At 35.9% G+C, this 21,533-nt stretch carries 17 protein-coding genes, 1 tRNA gene and 2 pseudogenes; 14 read left to right on the top strand and 6 right to left on the bottom strand.

The annotated features are described in order from the left end of the window. Positions 1 to 61: 61 nt before the first annotated feature. The 7 genes from BscR1v2_RS04005 to BscR1v2_RS03975 all read left to right on the top strand — a co-directional run bounded on the left by BscR1v2_RS04005 (position 62) and on the right by BscR1v2_RS03975 (position 4,840). Positions 62 to 682, top strand: a complete 621-nt coding sequence (locus BscR1v2_RS04005; RefSeq protein WP_078689820.1) for an XRE family transcriptional regulator — start codon at positions 62 to 64, stop codon at positions 680 to 682. A gap of 174 nt (positions 683 to 856) precedes the next feature. Beyond that, positions 857 to 1,213 carry a hypothetical protein gene (locus BscR1v2_RS04000; RefSeq protein WP_078689819.1) on the top strand — a complete coding sequence of 119 codons (357 nt, stop codon included), beginning with the start codon at positions 857 to 859 and terminating at the stop codon, positions 1,211 to 1,213. Between the two features lie 52 nt (positions 1,214 to 1,265). Continuing rightward, a complete protein-coding gene (locus BscR1v2_RS03995; protein ID WP_078689725.1) occupies positions 1,266 to 2,024 on the top strand; it encodes an antA/AntB antirepressor family protein in 759 nt (252 codons plus the stop codon). A 13-nt stretch (positions 2,025 to 2,037) separates the two neighbouring features. Continuing rightward, positions 2,038 to 2,829: a recombinase RecT gene (locus tag BscR1v2_RS03990; RefSeq protein WP_078689818.1), complete on the top strand. Its 792-nt coding sequence runs from the start codon at positions 2,038 to 2,040 to the stop codon at positions 2,827 to 2,829. A gap of 1 nt (position 2,830) precedes the next feature. Beyond that, on the top strand, positions 2,831 to 3,451 hold the full coding sequence (locus tag BscR1v2_RS03985; protein WP_078689817.1) for a lambda exonuclease family protein: 621 nt from the start codon (positions 2,831 to 2,833) through the stop codon (positions 3,449 to 3,451). Positions 3,452 to 3,577: 126 nt separating this feature from the next. Then, positions 3,578 to 3,787 carry a hypothetical protein gene (locus tag BscR1v2_RS03980; protein ID WP_078689816.1) on the top strand — a complete coding sequence of 70 codons (210 nt, stop codon included), beginning with the start codon at positions 3,578 to 3,580 and terminating at the stop codon, positions 3,785 to 3,787. A gap of 9 nt (positions 3,788 to 3,796) precedes the next feature. Then, positions 3,797 to 4,840, top strand: coding sequence for a tyrosine-type recombinase/integrase (locus tag BscR1v2_RS03975; RefSeq protein WP_078689815.1), 1,044 nt, complete (start codon positions 3,797 to 3,799; stop codon positions 4,838 to 4,840). Between the two features lie 77 nt (positions 4,841 to 4,917). Here the strand turns inward: BscR1v2_RS03975 and BscR1v2_RS03970 are convergent. After that, positions 4,918 to 4,992, bottom strand: a tRNA-Glu gene (locus BscR1v2_RS03970). Positions 4,993 to 5,899: 907 nt separating this feature from the next. Here BscR1v2_RS03970 and BscR1v2_RS03965 point away from each other — a divergent pair. Both BscR1v2_RS03965 and glpX read left to right on the top strand, forming a co-directional pair. Beyond that, positions 5,900 to 7,216 (top strand): homoserine dehydrogenase, encoded by a 1,317-nt coding sequence (locus BscR1v2_RS03965; protein ID WP_078689814.1) that lies wholly within the window; start codon positions 5,900 to 5,902, stop codon positions 7,214 to 7,216. Positions 7,217 to 7,383: 167 nt separating this feature from the next. Then, complete coding sequence (glpX, locus tag BscR1v2_RS03960; RefSeq protein ID WP_078689813.1) at positions 7,384 to 8,373, top strand: class II fructose-bisphosphatase; 990 nt, start codon at positions 7,384 to 7,386, stop codon at positions 8,371 to 8,373. Positions 8,374 to 8,485: 112 nt separating this feature from the next. Here glpX and BscR1v2_RS03955 read toward each other — a convergent pair whose 3' ends face one another. The 5 genes and pseudogenes from BscR1v2_RS03955 to BscR1v2_RS03940 form a co-directional block, all read right to left on the bottom strand. After that, on the bottom strand, positions 8,486 to 9,589 hold the full coding sequence (locus BscR1v2_RS03955; RefSeq protein WP_078689812.1) for a branched-chain amino acid aminotransferase: 1,104 nt from the start codon (positions 9,587 to 9,589) through the stop codon (positions 8,486 to 8,488). 548 nt (positions 9,590 to 10,137) lie between these two features. Further along, positions 10,138 to 10,395, bottom strand: a pseudogene (locus BscR1v2_RS08605) (SPOR domain-containing protein); the annotation flags it as partial. Between the two features lie 1,223 nt (positions 10,396 to 11,618). Further along, positions 11,619 to 12,536: a hypothetical protein gene (locus BscR1v2_RS08235; protein ID WP_236828972.1), complete on the bottom strand. Its 918-nt coding sequence runs from the start codon at positions 12,534 to 12,536 to the stop codon at positions 11,619 to 11,621. A gap of 197 nt (positions 12,537 to 12,733) precedes the next feature. Continuing rightward, a complete protein-coding gene (gene argS / locus BscR1v2_RS03945) occupies positions 12,734 to 14,491 on the bottom strand; it encodes an arginine--tRNA ligase (RefSeq protein WP_078689811.1) in 1,758 nt (585 codons plus the stop codon). 30 nt (positions 14,492 to 14,521) lie between these two features. Further along, complete coding sequence (locus BscR1v2_RS03940) at positions 14,522 to 15,721, bottom strand: deoxyguanosinetriphosphate triphosphohydrolase (protein WP_078689810.1); 1,200 nt, start codon at positions 15,719 to 15,721, stop codon at positions 14,522 to 14,524. A 107-nt stretch (positions 15,722 to 15,828) separates the two neighbouring features. On the opposite strand from BscR1v2_RS03940, the gene BscR1v2_RS03935 reads away from it, so the two are divergent. The 5 genes and pseudogenes from BscR1v2_RS03935 to glmS all read left to right on the top strand — a co-directional run bounded on the left by BscR1v2_RS03935 (position 15,829) and on the right by glmS (position 21,374). Further along, positions 15,829 to 16,152, top strand: coding sequence for a HesB/IscA family protein (locus BscR1v2_RS03935; RefSeq protein WP_078689809.1), 324 nt, complete (start codon positions 15,829 to 15,831; stop codon positions 16,150 to 16,152). Positions 16,153 to 16,170: 18 nt separating this feature from the next. After that, positions 16,171 to 17,175, top strand: a complete 1,005-nt coding sequence (locus BscR1v2_RS03930; RefSeq protein ID WP_078689808.1) for a hypothetical protein — start codon at positions 16,171 to 16,173, stop codon at positions 17,173 to 17,175. Positions 17,176 to 17,221: 46 nt separating this feature from the next. Next, positions 17,222 to 18,010 (top strand): cytochrome c biogenesis CcdA family protein, encoded by a 789-nt coding sequence (locus BscR1v2_RS03925; protein WP_010703834.1) that lies wholly within the window; start codon positions 17,222 to 17,224, stop codon positions 18,008 to 18,010. Between the two features lie 14 nt (positions 18,011 to 18,024). Next, positions 18,025 to 19,373: pseudogene (glmU, locus tag BscR1v2_RS03920) on the top strand (bifunctional UDP-N-acetylglucosamine diphosphorylase/glucosamine-1-phosphate N-acetyltransferase GlmU). A 177-nt stretch (positions 19,374 to 19,550) separates the two neighbouring features. After that, the gene (gene glmS, locus BscR1v2_RS03915; RefSeq protein ID WP_078689807.1) at positions 19,551 to 21,374 is read left to right on the top strand and encodes a glutamine--fructose-6-phosphate transaminase (isomerizing); all 1,824 of its coding nucleotides are present in this window, start codon (positions 19,551 to 19,553) and stop codon (positions 21,372 to 21,374) included. Positions 21,375 to 21,533: the final 159 nt, after the last annotated feature.

The raw sequence follows: 21,533 nt of genomic DNA, 5'->3' as shown, positions 1-21,533 counted from the left end.
GTTATATAAAGTCAAGAAAATTTATCTTTATTAATAATAAAAAAATAAGGTAAGTAAGACTATGAGTAATAAGTCTAATATTATTAACACTTTAAAGAAGATTTTGACTGAATTTAATTTAACACAAGAAGATGTGGCTAAACGACTTAATGTAACACAAGCTTCTGTGTCCAAATGGTTGAAAGATTCAGATCCACGTGGTTCTAACCGTGATGCTATTTTAGCTTTATACAGAGAATTGACGGGAGAAAGTCACCTAACGACTTTTGTGCCTCTTATGGGATATATCGGAGCAGGAACAGAGATAGATCCAAGTTTTGAACAAATTCCAGAAGAAGGTCTTGCGCAAGTAGAAATTCCTTTTGCTTTCCCTGATGATATGATTGCCTTCGAAGTTAGAGGAGACTCTATGTATCCCGCTTACAAAGATGGGGATATGGTTATTGTTAGGCGACGCCAAATCAAAACGATAGAATCCTTTATTGGAAAAGAAGCAGTTATTTTAACGCATGATAATAAAAGATACATAAAACAAATCAGTCGAGGAATGAATGGGGAGATAGATCTTATCTCTTGGAATAATGTATCGCCTATTAAAAATGTTAAAGTTACATGGGTTGGGGAAATTTTTGCTATTTTACCAGAAAATTCTTACAACAAAATGATTCGCTTTCATCCTTAATTATCACCTATATAAAAGCATCTTCTTAATCATTTTATACAACAAAATTTTATGGTTATTTTTGCTAAAATATAATTTTTTATAATTTTTACTTGATATTTTTATAATTATAGTTATAACTATCCCTATAACTTAAAACAAACATTTGCCAATGCGAATAAGAGGGGATGGAAGATGAGTAAACAGGTTTCTGTAACTGATCATGAGATTCTGTTAGCTGTGTGTGATGATGGTCATCACCTTTCTTCATCAGGACCAATTGATGAAACTGAAATCATGAACATTATTAACGGTGTAGGTGATGTTGTAAGTATCCTCCGCATTGATCTTCATTCAAACCGTTATGATGATATTTCTGAAGAAGTTGCTGAACTTTATGTTCAAAAATACTTAAACGATAATGACCATTATTATTTTGTAGAAGATGCCCCATATCCCTTTATAGCTGACAGCTGGGCATACAGTGATGTCTTAGACAAAATAAGAGAACGGGAAAATACAAGTCCATTCTACAGTAATTGTCAGCAATAACCCTTTTTTCCCAACACATCTGAAAATTAATCCAAACACTATGAGGTTTGCAATGGAAGCGCTTATCGCTATTCATAACAATACAATTAATCAAGAACCTGTTCAGACAGTCAATGCACGTGAGTTACATACGTTTTTGGAAGTTGGTAAAGATTTTTCTACTTGGATTAAAGATCGTATTGGTCAATATGAATTTGAAGAAGGAAAAGACTTTATAAAAACACAAGATTTGCGGTCCCCAAAATTGGGGAGCGCAAAATCTAGAGCTGTCCTTGTAATAAACTACCATCTCACCTTAGACATGGCGAAAGAACTTGCTATGGTTGAACGTAATGAGAAAGGTAAACAAGCTCGTCAATATTTCATTGAGTGTGAACGGAAAGCAAAACAAGTAACAACCCCTCAAATTGACTACTCAAATCCCCAAGTCATGTTAGGTGTTTTTACGCACTTAAAAAATGAAAATGAACGCAAAGATCATGTCATTGCTCAGTTAATCCCAAAGGCAGAAGCACTTAAACGTTTAGAACGATCTGATGGTCTGCATTGTGTAAGTGATACAGCAAAAATGTTAGGCTTACTCACAAAAGATTTGACGAACTATTTGCTTAATCATCGTTGGGCTTATCGTCGTACTCAAAAAGGACCTTTGTTACCTTATCAGAGCAAAATCAATGAAGGACTGATGGATTGTGTATCTAGAACTATCCAAATAGCCGGCGGAAGAGAAATGAGTGTTTCCAATGCAAAAATTACACCAAAAGGATTAACACGCCTAAGTGTGGAACTCCAAAAACAGACTCTGCATTAAGGATATAAAGATAATGACAACTTCTATCGTAGCAACAGTGGCGCAGAAATATGGTTTATCAGAACAAGAATTTTGCAAAAAGATCATAAAGAATTGTATCAATTTCAATATTTCTAAGGAAGATTTTGAAGATTTTGTTTACCTTGCCGATGGGTATAAATTAAATCCCTTGAGAAAAGAAATATATGCTGTCCCTAAAAGAGGAGGGGGCATTGACGCAGTTGTCGGTATTAAAGGGTGGTACAAGCTTATACGTTCACAGGATGATTACGACGGAATAGACATTATCTATCAACACGATAACAACGGAAAACTGCATGCTGCTCAATGTATTATATATTTGAAAAGCAAGAAATATCCTATAAAATTTACCGAATTTTTAGAAGAATGTAGACGCGATACGGAACATTGGCGAAAATCTTCTTCTCGCATGTTATGTTATAAGGCCATTACACAATGTGCACGTCTTGCCTTTGGTTTTGATGATATCTATGACGAAGATGAGGTCGATTGTATTGATGAGGCTTTTATCAGTGAAGTTAATCACAATCCCCAAAACGAGAGGGTATCTGATGAAGTGCTTGCACAAATCAGAGAATTAATGGAACAAACAAAAACAGAAGAAAAAAAGGTACTCTCTTTTGCAAAAGTCGCAAGCCTCACAGAAATGTCTCATGAGACGGGGCAAATTATTTTAGAAGGTTTAAAGGAAAGGCAACGCTTCCAAATGGAAGAAGAGCAACAAACTTTGCCTTCACCAAAACAACCACACACACCAACTCAACAAGATCTACCAGGGGTGTGATATGGAACAAAGAACACCAGAGTGGTTTCAAGCTCGTTTAGGTAAAGTCACAGCTTCAAATATTAACAGCATCGTTGATAAAACAGCTAAAGGCTCACCGACAAGTAAATATGAAGAGTACAAACTCAAACTCATTGGAGAACGCTTAACGGGCATAACAAGTCTATCTTATGAAACACATGCTATGCGATGGGGACGTAAATATGAAGACAGTGCAATTCAAAAATACAGCCTTAGACGTTTGGTTACTGTCACACGGTGCGGATTTATTCCTCATCCGACAATTGAAATGGCAGGGGCTAGTCCTGATGGTCTTATTGGTGATGAGGGGCTCATAGAGGTCAAATGCCCTCAACTAACAACGTATACACGTTTTTTGCTAGATAGTGAAATCAAGCCTGAATATATCTTACAAATGCAATTCCAAATGGCTTGCACAGGGCGAAAATGGTGTGATTTTGTTAGCTATAACCCCTTGTTTGTAGATAAATCACCTCACTTATGTATCAAAGTTCAACGCGTTCAACGCGATGATGAGCAGATTGAACGTATCAATAAGGCTGTCGAAACATTTTTAGCAGAAATAGAACAGGAAATGCGTGTCTTTACGCAAGCTGCTTAACCCCATAGGGAGTGCTCTTTTCCTCACGTCTCCTTCTAAAGCGCCCCCACCCAATTTGAAATCACTTTCAACATACGCGTGCTTCACATCACAGGTGAGGCGCAATCAAAATTAAGGAAATTTAACATGGCTCGTCGCCACGCTATCGTAACACAGTCCGCTATTGCAAGAGCTTTACGAGAGGCTAAAAAGCAAGGATGTGAGTTAATGGAAATCAAACCAACTGGTGAACTGTTAATTTATCTCAAACCTGACATCACTGTACCAAATACAGCTACTCACCCAGAAAGATTAGATCTCTCAAAGGGTGATTATGATTATGACATTGGTATGTAAGGTCCTGTCATGCCTAAACAACGGCCACCTCATCTTGTCAAGGAAATTACACGCCATGGTAAAACTATATGGTATGTTCGCATTAGTCATGGTCCAAGGCGTAGGGTGCATGGAGTCTATGGAACACAAGAATTTGTCGACGATTATAAAAAAGCACTTTCTGAGTTACAAGGATACACACTCCCTAAATCTAAATCTGATAAATTTGTTGAAGGTAGTTTCATATGGCTCCTGAAACAATATTTTGACAGTGTTACTTGGCATGAACTATCTCATGTTACGAAAAGGCAAAAAGAACTCATTCTAATGAAAGTGTCAGATGCTATAGGGGACATTCCGTATAAAGCAATCAAAAAAGATCATATTGTAGCTGGTGTTGAAAGACGCAAGGAAACACCAGCAACTGCTCGGAATTTTCTAAAAGCAGTTAATGGCCTTTTTAAATGGGCAATTGAACAAGGACTTTTGGAAGACAATCCTGCTGCAGGAGTTAAAAGACCATCTCTTAAAAACAAAGAGGGTTTCCCTGCTTGGACAGAAGAAGATATCAATAAATATTATCAACAATGGCCTCTTGGAACGCATGAACGCGTATGGCTTGATGTTCTTCTTTACACAGGCTTACGACGGGGAGATGTTGTGCGTATCGGTTGGAAGGATGTAACAGATAATATTATTCATTTAAAAACAGAAAAGAGCAAATTTCAGACAGATGTTTTTCTTCCCATTTTACCCGAATTAACAAAAACACTTGAAACGGGTCCTATTGGTGATGAAACATTTATTTGTGGGAAAGGAGGGAAAAAACTAACCAAAGAAACTTTTGGTAACTTGTTTAGAGACGCTTGTAATGAAGCGGGAATAAAAAAATCAGCCCACGGTTTGAGAAAATTAGCCGCAACAAGAGCTGCCAATGCTGGTGCTACGGTTTCACAACTTAAAGCGATTTTTGGATGGACTGATGATGAAATGGCATCTCTTTATACAAAGACAGCTGACCGCAAAAGATTAGCTCTGGAATCAATCAAAAAACTTCAAAAAGGTGCGGGATAGGGTATAAAAAAGCTTAATAGAATCAATAAGTACAAATTCCCTTACTTTTACAATAACCTATTGATTTTATTAATAGATGGTACGCCCAAGGGGAATCGAACCCCTGTTTCCGCCGTGAAAGGGCGATGTCCTAACCGCTAGACGATGGGCGCAAACCAGTGATGAGGCTTATAGAGAGGATCTTTTTACTTCGCAACCCCTATGAGTGATTTTTTTACAAAAAACGCATTTTATTGGATTAGTTAAATATATATGTTGATGCAATTCACATTATTTCACACAACATTAAATAAGAAAATCTACGAAATAATTATAAAAGTTGGTAAAAAATCTTAACGTTAGTAATGATAATAACCAAATGATATTTTGTTATTTCCATTTTCGGTAAATAAATAAGAATGATGAAAATCGGTAGCGTTTGATAGCTAAGAAACAATTTACTAAAACACAATAATGGCTTCTTATTAATTAACTAAGAAATGATGCATATCATATGAAAGCTGTTTTTTAAGACACAAATCGCAGATTCATTGAATTTAATTGAAAAATAAGAAAATATTGCGTTGTGAAATTGAAAAAATATTACATCAATTGTACGAAGCGGAAATCGGTAATTATTTAAATGCAGCGCTTTATTTTGAGGGTAATTTATTTATCAATTTCAAAATTTCAGATATTTAAACGCAATATATAAACGTTGAATTTATATCAAGCTCTAAAGTCTTTGCAGTATTAGAACGAATAGGTGAGGAGGGTACACTGTTGGATATAGAAAATAACAACTGCTTTAACATGCGTGACCTTACTTAAATTTTGCAGCATTTATATACCCATGCAAGTTATAGTTTTTAAATTTATTCCTTAAAAATGCAAATTTTGTATTCCTCATAATTTTTGAATATTTGATTAAATGAACGGGTGTTGTTGTCATTTTAAAAGTGGGAGTGTAATAAGTACGTAGTGTATTCGTTGTGAATGAGTACGATTTGCATCAAAAGCAGTAAGTGTTATTTCAAATATTTTTCAATAAAGATAAGAAATTAGCAGGCAGTTTAAATAATGGCGGAAGCTTTGAGGGTTGGAATTGGAGGCCTTGGAACGGTTGGTGCTTCAGTTGTTCGAATTTTACGCGAAAAAGCAAATACTTTAGCTTGTCATTGCGGACGTCCCATAGAAGTTGTTGCTGTTAGTGCGCGTGATAAGAATCGTGACCGTGGAATTGATTTGAGTCATGTTAAATGGTTCGATTCACCTGTGCAAATGGCTTCTTCTAATGAAATTGATGTTTTCGTTGAATTGATTGGTGGTGAATTAGATGTTGCGCATGCTTCGGTTGAGGCGGCTCTTAAGGCAGGACATCATGTTGTTACTGCCAATAAAGCGCTGTTAGCCCGACATGGAGTAGCGCTTGCTACTCATGCAGAAGAAAAAGGCGTTTTTCTTAATTTTGAAGCTGCTGTCGCGGGGGGAATTCCTGTTATCAAAGTGATGAGAGAATCTCTTTCCAGTAATCATGTGTCACGAATTTATGGGATTCTTAATGGGACGTGTAACTATATATTAACGCGCATGTTTACTGAAGGTCTCTCATTTAAAGATTGTTTGGCAGATGCGCAAAAACTTGGTTATGCTGAGGCTGATCCGATTTTTGATATTGAAGGTCACGATACCGCTCATAAATTAGCTTTATTAACAAGTTTGGCGTTTGGAACTGTCATTTCATTGGATGATGTTTATGTTGAAGGGATTAGCAATATCTCGCAAGTTGATATCCGCGCAGCTGATGAATTGGGTTATCGTATTAAACTTTTAGGGGTTGCGTTAAAAACTGATACGGGAATTGAACAACGTGTTCATCCGGCAATGGTACCCACATCATCGGTAATTGCACAAATTCATGGTGTCACTAATGCACTTGCCATTCAAAGTGATTTATTGGGTGAGTTACTATTTTCTGGTCCTGGTGCTGGAGGGGCAGCAACAGCTTCAGCAGTTATTGGGGATTTAGCTGACATAGCAAAAGCACATCCTGGTTTTCAGTGTGGATCTGTTTTGGGACGGCCAGCATTAACGCTTACTCCTTATAAAAAAGCATGCATTGCTACCCACGCAGGTGGTTACTTTATTCGTTTGAGTGTTCATGATCGCGCTGGTGTTTTTGCGACGGTTGCACAGCATATGGCTGATCATGACATTTCATTGGAGTCTATTGTTCAGAGATCTTTTGTAGAAGGTCAAATTGGGGGGACAAAAACAATTATTTTAGTTACGCATGAAACAACAGAGGCAAACATACAACAAGCGCTTGCAAGAATTGCAGAAGATGGTCACCTTGTTGCAAGATCTCAATTCATTCGTATCGAACGTATGACATAAAATTACGGAGATTTATTTTATATGATCCTATTTATTTTATGATGATAAAGGGGAAAGTTGATTATTTTTTTGTAGAAGGCTTTCATTTTTACGAAAAAGTTTTATTGTTAACATTTGATAGTGAATGCTAATGTTATTAGCTAATACCAATCTGGTAGGATTTTTATATGCCCAAAGTAACTCAGAATATTTTAAATGGACTTGATCGTATTTTAACGCTTGAATTAGTCCGTGTGACTGAATGTGCTGCTGTGGCAGCTGCACGTTTACGAGGGCGTGGTGATGAAAAAGCAGCTGATCAAGCTGCTGTGGATGCAATGCGTCAGGAGCTTAATCGTTTACCTATTGATGGTACGGTTGTGATTGGTGAAGGTGAACGCGATGAAGCTCCTATGCTTTATATTGGAGAAAAGGTAGGGCTTCGCACTGGACCAGAAGTTGATATTGCACTTGATCCACTTGAGGGAACGACAATTTGCGCTAAAAATTTAGCTAATTCGCTTGCAGTAATTGCGATTGCTGAAAAAGGTAATTTGCTTTATGCTCCGGATGTTTATATGCAAAAAATTGCTATTGGTCCTGGCTATCCGAAGGGTTTGGTGGATATAGATGCTGAACCTTCAGATAATATTTATGCTCTTGCAAAGGCTAAGGGAGTGGCTGTTGATCAAATTACTGTCTGCATTATGGATCGGCTTCGCCACACAGAACTGATTAGTAAAGTACGTGCAACTGGTGCGTCGATCCGCTTGATTGGTGATGGTGATGTTGCTGGTGTTATTCATACAACTGATCCAGATGAAACGGGTATTGATATTTACATGGGTATTGGTGGAGCACCAGAAGGGGTGTTAGCTGCAGCGGCTTTGCGTTGTATTGGTGGGCAAATGCAAGGGCGTTTAAAACTTGATACAGAAGAAAAGATTGCACGTGCTGCCAAAATGGGAATTAGTGATCCAAATAAAGCTTATACAATGGAGGAAATGGCAAAGGGTGATGTCTTGTTTGCTGCAACGGGTGTGACTGATGGTAATATGCTTTCTGGTGTTAAGTTTACACGCAATTATATTCAGACAGAAACTATTGTGATGCGTTCATGTACGGGCACAATTCGTAATATTAAGACACAGCACAAAACCCAATCAAAATTTAGCTGATTTTTTTATTCTTTTAAGCTGTTGTTTTAAAAAAAAAGAAGCTTTTTAGAAGCTAAATTCTTATAAAATTTAAGAATGAATTTTAAAGATATTCTTTAGTTTTTATGAGTTTTTAAGTGAGTTGAACAGGGTGCACCCAGCCATTTTTATCTTCTATATTTCCTTTTTGAATGCCAATTAGTTGCGCGTGAAGTTTTGCTGTAATCTCACCAATTGTTTCATCCCCAATGGCAAATTCTCCCCCTTTATATTTAAATCGTCCAATTGATGTGATAACAGCGGCAGTACCACAGGCAAAAACTTCTTTAAGTTTACCATTTTGTGCGTCTTCTTTTAGAGATTCAAAAGAATAAGGACGCTCTTCTATTGTTAGATTCATTTGTTGCGCTAACTTCAAAATTGAATCACGTGTTATTCCTGAAAGAATGGTGCCATTTAATGCAGGTGTTACAAGAGTATTATTTGCCATAATAAAGCAAATATTCATACCACCAAGCTCTTCAATCCATTTATGTTCAACCATATCAAGGAACAGCACTTGACTACAATTATTTTTAATTGCGTTATTTTGTGCAAGTAAGCCTGCTGCATAATTTCCACTACATTTAGCAGCTCCCGTACCACCTGGACCAGCACGGCTATATTCTGTTTCAAGCCATACACTAACAGTCTTTTCTCCTGTGAAATATGACTCAACTGGAGATGCTATAATGCAAAAAATATATTCTCGGGAAGGACGGACTTTTAAGAAGCTTTCATTACCAAACATGAATGGGCGTAAATAGAGGCTAGCATTTGGACGGTCAGAAACCCACTTTTGATCAATTTTCACCAATTGATTAATAGCATCTAAAAAGATATCTTTTGGTAGTTCAGGCATAGCTAATCGTTTGGCAGATTCTGCAAAACGTTGCGCGTTAGCATCAGGACGAAATAATAAAATACGTCCATCTTTTGCACGGTATGCTTTCAAACCTTCAAAAATTGCTTGAGCATAGTGCAAAACGGTACTTGCAGGATTAATCTCTAGAGATTTGTACTGAGAAATAGTGGCATTGTGCCAACCTTTTTCTTCATTCCATTGAATAATCCCCATATGATCTGTAAAAAATTGACCAAAACCAGGATTTTTTAGAATTTCTTCTCGTTTTTCATTCGATAAAGGTGACGGATGCTTTTCTATTTTAAATGGAAGAGATGATGTAAAAGAAGTCATAAATGAAACCTTCTGAGATTATGTTTTATTTTTATATATTTTTACTGAGAAGATAACAAGACATTTCAATTACAACATTATGATTAGCAATTTCTTAGTATCAATGTTTTTATCGCAGATGTGAGATTATTCTTAAATATTTTTGACTATATTGTCAGAGTTTTACTTTAAGAATTTGTCGAGAGACTAAAAAACTTTTGTAAATATTCATTGTTCTTCTGAAATAAAAATCTGAATAACTATATGTATGTACATCATTTGAATGATTTAAAATCAGGGGAAATAAAGAGAAGAATTTACGATGATTAATTAAACTCATTCATATGTGTGAAAGACATGTGAAGCTGTAAAAACAAACGAAAAATAAAAACACGTATTTTACTTAATAAAGGCTTTTGGCTATTTTTGTGTTTGTTATTTGCTTGTTTTTACTTTTGAATTTTTTACAAAATCACAAGAACGCGTTTTTATAAGGTAATGCTATAGAATTGAATTAAGAAAAAATAAGTAAAACATAGCAACAGTTTTTTTAGCTGTTACTATATTATTTAGCGTGTGACAAAGCAATTTCCGCCAGAGATTTTGATGTTTTCGCAGAGGTTTATAGCTTCATTACGATTTTGAGTTTGAATACGCACACGATAATAGGTCCCTTTTTCTGGTATAGAAGTAGATTGAATATTGAAAGGACGCTCACCAATAAGAGACCCGAATTTGGATTTTAATTTTCTCAAAGAATTTTCAGCTAATTCAGACGTTGGGTGCGATGCAAGTTGTACATAGTAGTTTTCTGAGTTTTGTGTCGTTACTTGTGCCGATAAATTTGAACGATCACCACTGTGTGTTTGTGCAGTTGGATTAGGTTTTACAGATAAAGGCACTGGTATGAATGAATCTTTAGTTTTCTTTTCAGTATTAGGAATAGAAGGACTTTCATCAGGAGTAAAGAAATTTCCATCATCAGGGATAGAAGCACTTTCCGCGATAATTGTGTCAATATTTGTTGCAGTATCATCTTCTGCTTGATTATTGTTGATATTGGATGATTGCACGGAATCTACAGAGTCATCTTGAGGTTGATCAACAGATTGATTAATTGCTTCAGATTGATTAGTGGGTTCTGTAGACTGATCTGCTAGTTTTTCATTTGTCTGATGCGCTGGAGCAAGTACCATTGTACCATCTGTTTTTACAATAACAGTTTGAACCTCTCGTGTTGGTACAGTATGGTCGAGAGCTTCTGTAATTGCATCTTCAATATTAGGTTCATCATGAGAAGAAGCAGAAGAGGTATTTTCTGGTGCTTCCTCATTTTCCGGTGCCTTCTCATTTAATACTGTTAAATTTTCAGGCGTTTCAGAACTGTCAACAAGAGGTTGTTGTGCACTTTCTTGTGTTTCGTCTTTACTGTTTTTTTGATTGTAAATTTTTAAATCATGAGTAACGTTATTTTCAGTTTCAGTTGTTTCTGGCTTGACTTTAAAAGGTGTGTTATCAGCATGGATAATGAGTGGGCTTTCATTTTCACTTGGTGATATAAAGCGAAAATAGCTAAAAATACTAATTGCAATCAGAGCAAAAAGAATAATACCTTTAATAAAACTTTTTCTGATAAAATTTCTCGAATATGCAGTTGCCAATACATGGGTGGGCACTTCGTCTGCAGATTTATGTTGCGAACTATTGGAAGGAGGAGGGAAAGATTGTTCTTTGTTTTCAACAGAAGAATGGTTAGCACTCTGTTGCAAGGTGTTTAGGGGTGAACTTTCTTCTGGATCTTGCTTAGTATGATGAAAAATTTCATTGAAAAAGTCATCTTGTTGCTGCTGTAAAAAATCTTCTGAAGAGACATTTCCTACATTGAATACTTCAGAGAATTCTTTTTGAAGACCATCAGCAGGTACATCATGTTTGGGGGCTTCGTAGAGAATTTTTGAAGCCATAATGGGTTCAGTTTTTTCTACGATTTCGTCTGCAAATTTATAAGTATCAACCTCTGGAGGAGGATTGTTATTGTGAGAATGCTCATCTACAAAAAATTTTCTGTTTGTGGGGTGTTAAAAGGTTCTGATGAGGCTTGTGTGTCACTTAAATTATTTTGATTATTCCAAATTTCACTCATACTGTTTTGATGAGAAATATCTTCAGTAGTATTTATATTATTTTGGGAATATTGGGTTTGCGCATCTTTATATTCTGTAATTTTCGCAGTTTCATCTTCTTGTTTTAAGAATCCACCATCATAATGATTATTACCCAAATTCTGTTGATTAGCCCGCATCTCATAAGGAGAATTTACAGGTGTATGATAAGCACTTTGCTTGTCATCATAGTTTGATTGTGTATTGTTAGTTGTGGGCTGTTGTGCATTTGTTTGTAAAAAAGCTTCAGTTTCTTCATATGCTTTTTTAGTGACTGTATTTTTATTTTGTTCGTCTATCTCATCAAGAAAAAAATTTTCTAAATTTGCGTTAAAATCATCTGTTTCAAAAAAAGGATCAATATTAGTTTGTGCCGTTTTATCTTGCAGCCCTTCATTCTTTTGAATGGGTAATGGGGAAAGTGCTTCTAAGATTTGTTCTTCATCATTATGGGGAGAATAAGAATGCATTCCTTCAGAAAAAGAACTATTTTTTTCTGAGCGATTAAGAGCAGGGGCAGCTGTATCCGTTGAAGTTGGATTGTTAACGTTTGATTGTAAATTCCATTGCTCATCTTGACCGTCAAATGGCAAATCACCCACTGAATTATTTTCAAAATTGTCTTCTAAAAAGGGAAGGTCAAAATCATCATTTTGGAATGGAGTTTGAGGTATAGAATAATCAGATTCTAACGAAGAATGAGTATGATGAGAATTTTGATTTCTATTTTGTGTGTTTGAATTAAAAATTTGCGTAAACTCTTCCACAGAATCATGCTGTTCATGATTTTGTTTTTCTTCTTGCAAATTTTTGCGATTATTATCGCTCATAAGTTTTCTCACATGATGATCTGTGTTTGAATACAGTAAATTTGTTAATTTAGATTTATTATATTTGGAATTATAAAATCTTTTCTTTCAATCAAAAAAATGCATCTTTATAAAAGAAGTATACAAAAAACATTTTTAATAAAAAATCCATTTTATAGCTTTGTAGGACTTTTTCAACGCATTTCTGTTGATGCTTTTATTCCTACAATTTGAAGTCCTGATGATAAAATATTAATGACAGCTTGGATCAAACCTAATCTAGCCAAGGACAATTCTTTATCTTCAAGTTTTGTAAAGCGTAAATCAGGATTATCATTACCTTTATTCCAATGTCCGTGAAAGTTTGAAGCAAGATCATAAAGATAAAATGCTAGTCGATGCGGTTCTTTATGAATTACAGCTTGTTCAATAATACGTGGATATTCAGCAAGTTTACGTATTAACGATATTTCGCTATCGTCTATTAACTTGTCAAGATAAGGAATCATTATATTGCTTGAAAGGTTGTCAATATGCAGGCTTTCTTGTGCTTGACGAAAAACTGAGTGACAACGTGCACTTGCATATTGCACATAAAAAATAGGATTATCTTTTGATTGTTCTGTCACTTTTGTGAAGTCAAAATCAAGAGGTGCTTCACATTTACGATAAAGCATCATAAAACGCACTGGATCACAACCAACTTCTTCTACAACGTCGCGCAGGGTAACAAACGACCCCTCTCTTTTAGACATACGTACAGGTTGACCATTACGAAAGAGTTTTACTAATTGGCATAAGAAAACAGCCAGTTTGGCTTTATCTCCAGAAATTGCTTTTGCTACTGCTTCTAATCGTTTTACGTATCCAGCGTGATCTGCACCTAGAATATAAATCATCTCGTCAAAATGGCGATTAAATTTATCACGAAAATAAGCAATGTCAGCGGCAAAATAAGTATAAGAACCATTAGATTTAATTAAAACACGGTCTTGATCATCGCCAACATCAGTTGAACGGAACAAGGTTTGCTCATGTGGTTCCCAATCTTCTAAGATTTTCCCCTTTGGTGGAGAGAGTATACCTTTATAGATATAACCATTTAAAGTGAGGTCATTAATTGCATTGCGAATAGCTTGCGCATTATCAGCATAAAGCATTCGTTCGGAAAAAAAAACGTCATGCTGAATGTTCAAAGCAGATAAATCATCGCGAATCATAGCCATCATTGCGTCAATTGCACGTTCTTTTACTATAGATAAAGCTTCAGATTTATCTATAGTAAGTAATTGGTCACCAAATTCTTGAACAAGTGATTGCCCTAATGGTATCAGATACTCACCAGGATACAGCCCTTCTGGAATTTCATTGATTGTTTGCCCAAGTGCTTGGCGGTAGCGCAACAAAACAGAATGCGCTAGTACTTCAACTTGCCCACCAGCATCATTAATGTAATATTCTTTAGTGACATTGTAGCCAACAAATTGAAGCAAATTAGAAAGAACATCTCCAATAACGGCACCTCTGCAATGTCCAACGTGCATTGGACCTGTTGGATTTGCAGAGACATACTCAACATTGACTCGTTTACCCTGTCCTATTTGGCTGCGACCATAGGCTATACCTGCTTCAATCATTGATTTTAATACGTCTTGCCAAAATGATCTTGTTAGTTTGATATTAATAAATCCAGGACCAGCAACATTAATGCATTCAATAGACTGATCATTTTTTAGAAGTTCTATGATTTTTTCTGCGAGTATGCGTGGGTTAAGTCCAACAGATTTTGCAAGCACCATAGCTGCATTGGTTGATAGATGACCGTGCGAAGGATCTCGTGGGGGGTCAACAGTAACTTTTGATAAATCTAAAGTTTCTCTATTTTTTTCTTTTATATCAGATAATTCGATTAATTTTTTAATTTTTTTTTCGAAACTTTTAAAGATATTCATATTCTAATTCCATATTGTATTCGAAATTAATTAAACGAAATCATCTGTATGGTCAAATAGTCGGCGGTATTCACGCAATGCATAGTGGTCTGTCATACCTGATAAAAAATCAGCAATGAGACGTGCCAATTCCTGATTTGTTAAATGAGTTATTTTATTGCACCAGTTTTCAGGCATGAGTTCTGGATTTTTATAATAACAATCAAATAATTTTTGTATAATCTGTTTTGCTGCATTTCGACGTGTGAGGACTTGGTCATGATAGTAAAGATTTTGAAATAAGAAATCTTTTAACTGTTTTTCTTGAATGGCCATTGTGGGAGAAAAGGTAACAATAGTTTGTCCTGCCTGATGAATGTCGTTTACACTTTCAGGTTTTATGAGTGTTAAGTTTTTTTGTGATTGTTCGATAACATCCTCAACCATGACTGTTATTTGTCTGCGTACCAGTTCATAGCCACGCCGAGTTTGGTCAAGCTGTGGGTATTCTTGTTCAATATTGTGTAATAATGAAGCGGTTAACGAAATATTTTCGAATTGATTAATTGTTAAAAAATGTGCGCGTAAACCATCATCAATATCATGAGCATTGTAAGCAATGTCATCGGCAATAGCAGCACATTGCGCTTCTAATCCAGCAAAACAGTCAAGTTCAAGATCTTGTTGTGCATTATATTGCAAAATATCAATAGGGACATTTTTATTGGAAGAATGAGGGCCTAAAAGAGGTCCATTATGTTTCACAAGTCCTTCAAGTGTTTCCCAGGTGAGATTTAATCCATCAAAGTTTGCGTAACGATGTTCAAGCTTTGTAACAATACGTAATGCTTGTGCGTTATGATCAAAACCACCATAAGGTGCCATTGCTTCATTAAGAGCATCTTCCCCTGCATGCCCAAAAGGCGTATGCCCAAAGTCGTGCACAAGAGCGATGGCTTCGGCAAGATCTTCATCAAGATATAATGCACGAGCTAATGTACGCGCGATTTGGGAAACTTCGATCGAATGGGTAAGGCGAGTGCGATAATGATCACTTTCGTCGGCAATAAACACTTGGGTTTTATGTTTAAGACGTCGAAATGCGTTAGAGTGAATAATACGGTCCCTATCTCGTTGAAAAGGTGTACGTATGGTACTTATAGCTTCATTAAATAATCTACTACGGCTTCTTTGTGGATTTGTGCTATATATTGCCCGAGATTGGTAATTGAAATTGGTATTATTATCCATTGCAAGTTATCCATTCTCACCTTAAATTTAAAATCAATTTGTTATTAACAAGCTTTTATCTGTTTAGGATACGCTTTCTCAACGGTTTAATGCAAGGGTGTGTAAAAATGAGTATAAAAATATCAGATTTTGCTGCTAAGCGGATTGCACAGATACTTTCGAGTAAACCCGATAAAATAGCGTTACGAATTTCTGTTGAAGGTGGTGGGTGTTCGGGTTTTTCATATAAATATGATTTAGTTTCTGAAAGTAGAGAAGATGATCTCGTTATAAAAAAAGATGGAGCGGTTATATTAATTGATTCACTCTCTCTTCCTTTCATGAAAGGGGCAGAAGTTGATTTTGTTGACAATCTCATGGAGCAATCTTTTCAAATACATAATCCCAATGCTGCCTCATCATGTGGTTGTGGTGTTAGTTTTTCAATTTAGAATAATGATTCTCTGACATTGCTTCTTGAAAAGATTGTTGCTTTGGTCAACAATGTAGAGATGAGCATATTTACAAAAATATTACGTCAGACTTTATGGTTAGCTATAATACCTGTTTTGTTGGTTTGGAATGATAGTGCATTTTCTGAAGAAAAAGAGCTTCAAAACTATCAACAAGAGCAATCAATAACTTCCATTACACATTCTGAAAATCATGAACAGGAGCATTCTCAGGCTAAACTGACACTCAATGCTCGATTAACTCGTAACAGCGAGAATATTACAAAAGGATTAGTATGGCGTGTTTATACACCTATCTTGGGAATTGATAATAAATTACCATTGATCGCAACTTTTGAGGGTGGCACTGCACATTTTAATTTAGAAGAGGGCAGTTATCTTGTACATGTTTCATTTGGCCATGCAAGTATGGTAGATCAGATAAATTTAAAAAATGGACAAGAGTTCGTCAAAAATTTTAATCTTAATGCTGGTGGTATTGTTTTTAACAGCACACTCCTTAATGGCACGGTTAACGAAAAGGAATTATATTTTACTATCTATAAAGATGCAGAGGAAAATGATGATACGGGCGTGATTTTGTCGAATGTGAAACCTCAATCGATTGTACGCTTAAAAACAGGTCATTATCATGTTGTTTCTCATTATGGTTCGGTTAATGCCATAACACGTTCGGATATCCAAGTGGATGCGGGCAAAATTATTGAGGTAACCTTTCAACATCAAGCAGCTCAGATTGTATTAAAGTTGGTCCGTCAAGAAGGAGGAGAGGCGTTGGCAGATACAAGTTGGTCGATTACTAATGAGTCTGGTGATATTGTTTATGAAGCGGTTGGGGCTTATGTTTCGCTTGTATTGGCTGAAGGTGATTATATTGCGATTGCTAAAAATAAAGATCAAATTTATCAAAAAGTTTTTTCAGTAGTTTCTGGTCGAGATGAAGATGTAAATGTTATAGCAGATACACAAAATATACAGAAATTTGATGAAATGGTGAATTGATTATCATTTGTGAATATAAACTATAATTGAGAATAGGTATAAAATTTTGGTTTTAGAATTTTCAATATTGAGTGTGTTTTTTGCCGGTGCGTTATCTTTTTTATCACCGTGTGTTTTGCCGTTAGTTCCTCCTTATTTGTGCTATATGGCTGGTATTAGTGTTGACGATTTTCGTTCAGAAAAGGAGAATGGAAACACATCTGTACGCTTGGCACTTTTATCTTCTGTTTTTGCTTTTGTGCTTGGGTTTACAACTGTTTTTGTTGCTTTGGGGGCAAGTGCAAGTACAATTGGCAAATTTATTGGTTATTATCGTGATTGGTTTGCTATTGCTGCTGGAATTATTATCATCATTTTTGGTTTAAATTTTTTGCATGTTTTTAAAATTAACTTGTTATCTCGGGAGGCACGTTTTCAGACCCGTAAAATTCCTACTGGGCCTTTGGGAGCTTATGTTATAGGTTTAGCTTTCGCATTTGGTTGGACACCATGTATTGGCCCAATCTTAGGGCCTATTATAACGCTTGCAGGAACAAAAGAAACTGTAGGTGAGGGGGCTATCCTTTTAGGATTTTATTCGTTAGGTCTCGCAGTGCCTTTCGTATTGGCAGCTTTGTTTTCAAGCAGTTTTATGAAGTTTTTGGGAGCTTTTCGTGTTCATTTAGGAAAAGTTGAAAAAATTATTGGTATTTTTCTGGTTATTACAGGTATTTTATTTTTGACGGGTTATATTCAGAACTTTTCATTTTGGCTTTTGGAAAATTATCCTTTACTGAGCAATGTCGAAGCTATCAGTTGGCATGATATTTCTCGTTGGTTTAGCTTTTTTCGTTAATTTTTGTGTGTTTTATGGTTAGAAGTTGTCTTTCTATTGTTCTTGCGGCAGGGGAGGGAACGCGTATGAAGTCGTTTCTCCCCAAGGTGCTTCATAAGGTGGCAGGGTTACCGCTTATATGCCATGTGGTGAAACAAGTAGAATTGGCAGGTTTTTCACAATTAGCAGTTGTCGTGGGCGCTGGTGGAAAAGATGTTACTAAAGTTGTTCAATCATGTGTAAAAGATGTCATGATTTTTGAACAAAAGGAGCGTTTAGGAACTGCTCATGCTGTTTTATCTGCTCGACTAGCTTTACAAAAAGGAATAGATGATGTTCTAATTATCTTTGGTGATACTCCTTTGATCGAACATACTTCATTGACACGGATTCGCGCTCCTCTTGCTATGGGAGCAGATGTTGTTGTGGCTGGTTTTTATGCTCCTGATCCAACGGGATATGGCCGCCTTATCGAAAAAATGGTAAATTTATAGCTATTGTAGAAGAAAAAGATGCAAGTGATGAAGAGAAAAAGAATTCTTTTTGTAATGGCGGAATAATGGCTATTAATGGAAAGCATGCGCTTTCTCTCTTGGATAAAATTAATAATAATAATGCGCAGCAAGAATATTATTTAACAGATATTGTTTCTATTGCATCATGTGAAGGGCTAGATGTTCGAGTCATTGAAGTACCTTTTAATAATGTTATAGGAGTTAATAACTGTTTTGAACTTTCTGAAGTTGATACTTTATGGCAGAAACGTAAAGCATGTGATTTCATGTTATCTGGTGTGACAATATTGAAGCCAGAAAGTGTTTATTTTTCTTATGATACAGAAATTGAACCAGGTGTTCTGATTGAGCCAAATGTTTATTTTGGACCAGGGGTTAAAGTACAATCTGGTGCAGTTATTCGCGCATTTAGTTATTTAGAGGGGGCTTTTGTTGGTGCAGATACACAAATTGGTCCTTATGCACGTTTACGCCCTGGGACAGAGTTAGCACGATCAGTTAAGGTAGGAAATTTTTGTGAGATTAAACAAGCAAAGGTAGGGGAAGCTGCTAAAATTAACCATTTGAGTTATATTGGTGATGCAGAAATTGGCTCACATACTAATATCGGAGCTGGTACGATTACGTGTAATTATGATGGCTTTCATAAATATAAAACTATGATTGATGACAATGTTTTTATTGGATCTAATTCAGCACTTGTTGCTCCATTGATTATAGGAAAAGATTCCTATATCGCTTCAGGAAGTGTTATCACTGAAGATGTTCCTATAAACAGTTTGGCTTTAGGGCGTGCACGGCAGGTAATAAAAGAAAATCGTGCAACAAAATTGCGTACACGTTTATCAATAAACAAACGAAAAAAGTAAATATTTCAATTTCTTTTTTTTGTTTTATGGTGGCTTAAGCAATTATAATAAAAATTTATCCTTTTTTATGATCATAGCATATTCTATTTCATATGGTCGCTTAAAATTTTGAATGGGGTTAGTCTAATTGTTTATGGGACTGTTATAAACTTAAGGGATGTAGATTGGAGCTTTCTAATGTGCGGAATTATCGGAATTGTTGGAAATAAACCTGTTGCATCCTATCTGGTTGATGGTTTGAGACGTCTTGAATACAGGGGTTATGATTCATCTGGTTTAGCAACAGTATTTAATGGGCACCTTCATCGTATTCGAGCCGAAGGTAAGCTGGCTCATTTAGAAGAAAAACTAAAAAACACACCTTTAAAAGGTAATTTGGGAATTGGCCATACACGTTGGGCTACACACGGCGTCCCCGTAGAACGCAATGCTCATCCCCATATGACTGATCGGCTTGCAATTGTGCACAATGGTATTATTGAAAATTTTGTAGAATTGCGAAAAGAACTCGTCGAAGATGGTTATATCTTTGAAACGGAAACTGATACAGAAGTTATTGCTCATTTAATTACTCGTGCGTTAAAAGGTGGTCTTTCTCCGAAGGAAGCAACATACACAAGTTGGAAAAAATTAAAGGGTGCTTTTGCGATTGCTCTTATTTTTGAAGGTGAAGATAATCTGATAATTGCTGTTTGTTCTGGCCCCCCTTTAGCGATTGGCTATGGTAAGGATGAATTTTTTGTAGGGTCAGATGCAATTGCTTTAGCTTCATTTACAAATCGTATAAGCTATATGGAAGATGGGGATTTGGCTGTTCTTACACGTAAAGGGGTAACAATTTATAATGCAGACGATCAGCAGACAGAGCGCCCCATTACAACGTTGTGTGACGGCACTTTGTTTGTCTCCAAAGGTAGTCATCGTCATTTCATGCGCAAAGAAATATTTGAACAACCTGATGTTATTTCTCATAATTTAGCGCGTTATCTTGATCTTGGAAATTATAAAGTTCGCCCACTTAAAAATTCAATTGATTGGAAAAATGTTAACCGATTATTATTTGCAAGTTGTGGAACTGCTTATTATTCAACCTTAGTTGCACGTTATTGGTTTGAAAGTCTTGCTGCTTTAAGTGTTGATAATGATGTGGCTTCTGAATTTCGTTATCGGGAACCACCTATGACAACTGATGCATTGTCGGTATTTGTTTCTCAATCCGGTGAAACAGCAGATACATTAGCATCTTTACGTTACTGTAGGGATTGCGGTGTAAAAACAGCGACAGTTGTAAATGTTGAGCAATCAACAATGGCAAGGGAAGCTGATTTTGTTTTACCAACATTAGCTGGTCCAGAAATTGGTGTTGCTTCAACAAAAGCTTTTATCTGTCAATTATCAACACTTGCTTCAATGGCTTTGTGTGCAGCTAAGCAACGTGGACGCCTTTTAGAAACGGTAGAACAGCGGTTGGTTCAACAGTTAGCAGAGATACCACGAATTTTAAATGAGGTTTTAAAACTTGATAACACAATTGAGCACATTTGTCGTGATTTAGTGAATGCAAAAGGTGTTCTCTATCTTGGGCGTGGTACTTCTTATCCGATTGCTTTGGAGGGAGCACTCAAACTAAAAGAGCTTTCTTATATTCACGCTGAAGGTTATGCAGCGGGTGAATTGAAGCATGGACCGATTGCATTGGTTGATAAAACAATACCAGTTATTGTTATTGCACCTTATGATAAATGGTTTGAAAAAACTTTTTCTAATATGCAAGAAGTGGCAGCCCGCAATGGCCGTATTATTTTGATAACGGATAAAAGAGGAATGGAGGCTACACGTTTTAGTTCTTCATCGACTATTATTTTACCAGAGATTCCAGAATTTATTGCACCTATTATTTATACTTTACCTATTCAGTTAATCGCTTATCACACAGCTGTTTTATTGGGAACAGACGTTGATCAACCTCGTAATTTGGCAAAATCGGTAACAGTCGAATAAAAAATAGTTTTATATCTTTGGGAGGTGTAGAAAATAATTAAAGCTAGAAATTAATATGTAATAAATTAAGGATTGGCATTTATTATTAAAGAAAGCATTTTCTTGTCTAATTGAAGTCTTTTTTACTGTAAAAACAATATTTATCAATTTACTGTTTGA

Source organism: Bartonella schoenbuchensis R1, assembly GCF_002022685.1.
In the GTDB taxonomy this organism is placed as follows: domain Bacteria; phylum Pseudomonadota; class Alphaproteobacteria; order Rhizobiales; family Rhizobiaceae; genus Bartonella; species Bartonella schoenbuchensis.
The sequence above is the reverse complement of the archived record's forward strand: the minus strand, read 5'-3'. Positions and strand labels throughout refer to the sequence as shown.

Excerpts from the sequence above, each read along its gene's own strand:
- glmS (WP_078689807.1), top strand. The coding sequence starts at position 19,551 with ATGTGCGGAATTATCGGAATTGTTGGAAATAAACCTGTTGCATCCTAT.
- BscR1v2_RS03975 (WP_078689815.1), top strand. The coding sequence starts at position 3,797 with ATGCCTAAACAACGGCCACCTCATCTTGTCAAGGAAATTACACGCCAT.
- BscR1v2_RS03940 (WP_078689810.1), bottom strand. The coding sequence starts at position 15,721 with ATGGATAATAATACCAATTTCAATTACCAATCTCGGGCAATATATAGC.
- BscR1v2_RS03995 (WP_078689725.1), top strand. The coding sequence starts at position 1,266 with ATGGAAGCGCTTATCGCTATTCATAACAATACAATTAATCAAGAACCT.
- BscR1v2_RS03985 (WP_078689817.1), top strand. The coding sequence starts at position 2,831 with ATGGAACAAAGAACACCAGAGTGGTTTCAAGCTCGTTTAGGTAAAGTC.
- BscR1v2_RS04000 (WP_078689819.1), top strand. The coding sequence starts at position 857 with ATGAGTAAACAGGTTTCTGTAACTGATCATGAGATTCTGTTAGCTGTG.
- BscR1v2_RS03955 (WP_078689812.1), bottom strand. The coding sequence starts at position 9,589 with ATGACTTCTTTTACATCATCTCTTCCATTTAAAATAGAAAAGCATCCG.
- argS (WP_078689811.1), bottom strand. The coding sequence starts at position 14,491 with ATGAATATCTTTAAAAGTTTCGAAAAAAAAATTAAAAAATTAATCGAA.
- BscR1v2_RS04005 (WP_078689820.1), top strand. The coding sequence starts at position 62 with ATGAGTAATAAGTCTAATATTATTAACACTTTAAAGAAGATTTTGACT.
- BscR1v2_RS03980 (WP_078689816.1), top strand. The coding sequence starts at position 3,578 with ATGGCTCGTCGCCACGCTATCGTAACACAGTCCGCTATTGCAAGAGCT.
- BscR1v2_RS03935 (WP_078689809.1), top strand. The coding sequence starts at position 15,829 with ATGAGTATAAAAATATCAGATTTTGCTGCTAAGCGGATTGCACAGATA.
- glpX (WP_078689813.1), top strand. The coding sequence starts at position 7,384 with ATGCCCAAAGTAACTCAGAATATTTTAAATGGACTTGATCGTATTTTA.
- BscR1v2_RS03965 (WP_078689814.1), top strand. The coding sequence starts at position 5,900 with ATGGCGGAAGCTTTGAGGGTTGGAATTGGAGGCCTTGGAACGGTTGGT.
- BscR1v2_RS03990 (WP_078689818.1), top strand. The coding sequence starts at position 2,038 with ATGACAACTTCTATCGTAGCAACAGTGGCGCAGAAATATGGTTTATCA.